Source organism: Thermodesulfobacteriota bacterium, from assembly GCA_040757775.1.
Taxonomy (GTDB): domain Bacteria; phylum Desulfobacterota; class UBA8473; order UBA8473; family UBA8473; genus UBA8473.
Map to the genome: position 1 here is coordinate 1 of JBFLWQ010000046.1, position 3,103 is coordinate 3,103.

4 protein-coding genes and 1 tRNA gene are annotated in these 3,103 nt (G+C 38.2%); 2 read left to right on the forward strand and 3 right to left on the reverse strand.

Going from position 1 to position 3,103, the window contains the following annotated elements:
• Positions 1-177: 177 nt before the first annotated feature.
• Positions 178-250: transfer RNA gene (locus AB1401_15160), tRNA-OTHER, on the reverse strand.
• Positions 251-491: 241 nt separating this feature from the next.
• Between AB1401_15160 and AB1401_15165 the strand changes: the two genes are divergently transcribed.
• On the forward strand, positions 492-1,265 hold the full coding sequence (locus AB1401_15165; GenBank protein ID MEW6616791.1) for a hypothetical protein: 774 nt from the start codon (positions 492-494) through the stop codon (positions 1,263-1,265).
• Positions 1,246-1,551: a hypothetical protein gene (locus AB1401_15170; GenBank protein ID MEW6616792.1), complete on the forward strand. Its 306-nt coding sequence runs from the start codon at positions 1,246-1,248 to the stop codon at positions 1,549-1,551. Before AB1401_15165 ends, AB1401_15170 begins: the two co-directional genes overlap by 20 nt.
• Before the next feature lie 59 nt (positions 1,552-1,610).
• Here the strand turns inward: AB1401_15170 and AB1401_15175 are convergent, their stop codons facing one another.
• Both AB1401_15175 and AB1401_15180 read right to left on the reverse strand, forming a co-directional pair.
• Complete coding sequence (locus tag AB1401_15175) at positions 1,611-2,372, reverse strand: DUF2130 domain-containing protein (protein ID MEW6616793.1); 762 nt, start codon at positions 2,370-2,372, stop codon at positions 1,611-1,613.
• Between the two features lie 2 nt (positions 2,373-2,374).
• Complete coding sequence (locus AB1401_15180) at positions 2,375-2,872, reverse strand: ORF6N domain-containing protein (protein ID MEW6616794.1); 498 nt, start codon at positions 2,870-2,872, stop codon at positions 2,375-2,377.
• Between the last annotated feature and the right edge of the window lie 231 nt (positions 2,873-3,103).

Genomic DNA, 3,103 nt, shown 5'->3' on the forward strand with positions numbered 1-3,103 from the left:
AAATCGCATCTTCCGAACCTCCTGTAATATCTCTGTCCGTCCCATACGTCACCTCCACTGGTGACCATTGTAAACCGGACAGATTATGTGCTACAATACAGGACAGTTTATTTGTTTCTGACAGGCTTTAAAATATTCATTGACAAACCTCCAATAATAATGCTAATATAATTTTAATGGTGGAGCGCCGGGGATTTGAACCCCGAACGACCGGGTGTAAACCCCAGTGTTGGCTCCCAATCCGCGCCCCTCATTAATGGCCTCATTCAAGTGACATTGAATGAGGCTTTTCATTTTTTGCGCTTTATAGATTATCATATTATTCTCATCATTGCAACTTTTTAATTCACTATCTCATATTTTACTTCTCTTGTCAAGCATAAAATGAAGCCTTGGCAATTTTTTTACTTCTTTTTTTAATGTAATTTTTATTCTTGACATAAACCAATAAATGGAGTATAAATATCATTAAGAAAGGAAGGAGGGATAAAATGAATACACCGAAAGAGAAGAAAACGCGCAAGCAGGGAAAGAGAAGCCCTGGATATCCCATGATTAGTTTAGAAGAAGCCATTCAAAAGGCAAAGATTCTATGGGAAAAAGACAAAAATAATCCTATTCCCTTAAAAGCTGCCTATGAACATCTTGGTTATAAAGCAGGTAGCACTTATGGCGCGAGAGTTCTTGCTGCTATGAAAAAATTTGGCTTGATTTATGAGAAACAAAATGATATTATTCTTACAGATGAGGCAATCGATTTAGCATTACATGAAGCTTATGATGAGACATACACTAAAACAACTAAAAAATTGGCTTTAAAACCAACTAGTTATGAAAAGTTATTTAATGAGTACGGTGGAAATTTACCCTCAGATGCTACATTAAAAATTAAACTAATTAAAGATTATGACTTTAATCCAGACAAGGTGGATGGTTTTCTTGCTGATTTTAGAAAAACTATTGAATTTGCTAACTTGTCTGGAGACAAAGAGCTTAAAGAAGTACCACAAGATCAATCCTACTTGACTGATATGTCAGGGAGTTCAAGTAAACCAAGGGCAGGTACCCAAATGCAAAAAATGCAGACTTCTACTGATATAGAAAGGGAAATTGCTAACTATCCGGTTGGGCGTGGTTTAAAGGCACGTATTCTTATTTCTGGCGGATCACCTGTGACTACTGACTCTATAGAAAAATTAATTAAACTTTTAGAGCTTAACAGAGACGATTTGCCGGAAACTGTTGATGATGAAAAAGATGAGTAAATCTGATCTTAAGAAAGTAGTGGAACAACTCCATAAATGTAGTGCTTCACATATTGAGGATTTAATAGTCTTGGAGAAGTTTGGTTCTAATATTGTATGGGAAGGCACTGTTAGTATTTTTAAGCTTAAAGGACATCCTAAAGCGACCAAATGCTACGCGTGGTCTTCTCCTATAGAGGGTAGCACAAAACGTCGCTATTATGCCGTTCTTCATATTCCTCCCGTTGATTCACCGGAAAAAGCAGTTCGCGCTTCTATTGTTCACGACTTCAAAAAAGATAAATAAACAATCCAAGGGTTCCCTAATCAAATTAGGACACTACCCACTATCCAGCTTGGTATCTGTTATTTTAGCTCTTTAGCTCCATTAGTTTCTTCTGTCCCATCTCCTGCCCCAATTTCCAGTATTTTGATTTGAGGTAGGGTAGCGCCTATGATGCCCTGCATGTCTCCATACATACCGGCAGTATTCATAATGACACGTTCAATCTGTTTTTCTCTTTTTGCCCATATTCTTGTCATAGCCCTTTTTTCCTGATCCAAATCCTCTTTCATAGACTTAAATGCTTCAACGATAGCCTCTACCTTCTGTTTGAATTCAGGACCAGAAAGATAATTGTAAATAGCTTCCACCTTTTCATTTTTACCAATAGCTGAAAGTTTTGCCTGAGACAATTCTATTAAACCTTCCCTTAATACCTCTGCCAGACTGCTTGCAAGCATAAAATTTGTTACCCATACACCTTCCAATTGAGCAAAAGAATTAATCCCTTTTGGCAGAGCTTCAGTAACTATAACTGCAATCTCTGCTTTTACATCTCTTTGATCATCTTTAAGTTTCGAAAGCCAGCCATCACTCCATGCTTTTGTATGTTTTGTTTCCCAGATTATTGCCCCGCAATGTTGACCACTTCGACTATATACCTTTTGCAAAATATCAGCCCCTCTCATTCCTTTGGGAACAGGCTCAATTTCATCAACGGGGAAGCATATCTTCAAATGAGCCTCTAAATCCAATTCCAATACCTCTCCCTGAGTCTGCATAGAACCCTGTTCAGCCTTCCTCCGCTTTAACTGCTTATCAATTTCAGAGAAAATCTTATCCACTCTTATTTTTCCCGCAAAAACCCAATTTTCCTTTTGTGTTTTTCTGGAGGAATCATTAGCTGGTGGATGGCATCGAAAACAACCTTGAACTGGGAATCGTATTTCTTCTCCAGGGTCTCAAGTTTTCGTGCAAGCTCTGCATTAGAGGAAAGCAGTTGCCGGAGTTTTACAAATGCCCGCATAATCTCTATGTTGACTTTGACCGCTCTTTCACTATTAAGTACGCTGGAGAGCATCGCTACCCTCTGTTCGGTGAAAACACAAGGTAAATATTTTCGATGTTCTCCGCGGCCTTTCTTTAAGGTCACAATTTGTGACCTTAAAGATTCATTCTTCTCTTTCGTAAGTTGAAACATAAAGTCTTTAGGAAATCTTCCGATATTCCTTTTAACAGTTTGGTTTAGCACTTTAACAGATACTTCATAAAGTCCTGCAAGGTCGCTGTCCAGCATGACCTTCTCACCACGAATGAGAAGAATTTTCTTTTCAATCACTTCCATCGGAACAAGCGTTTTATTCACACCTCTACCTTGAAGTCACAATCTGTGATATCTTCCTTTTTCTTCACAGCCTAAACCTCTCCCTCTTCCCCGCCAAGAACCTAGCCTTCGTCAACTTCAGCTGCTTATCAATCTCTGAGAAAATCTTATTTACCTCTTCCTCTGTATACTCATAAGAACTTTTATTAGAGCAATTTCCGAGTATCCTTATTTTTTCAAGGATATCATTAG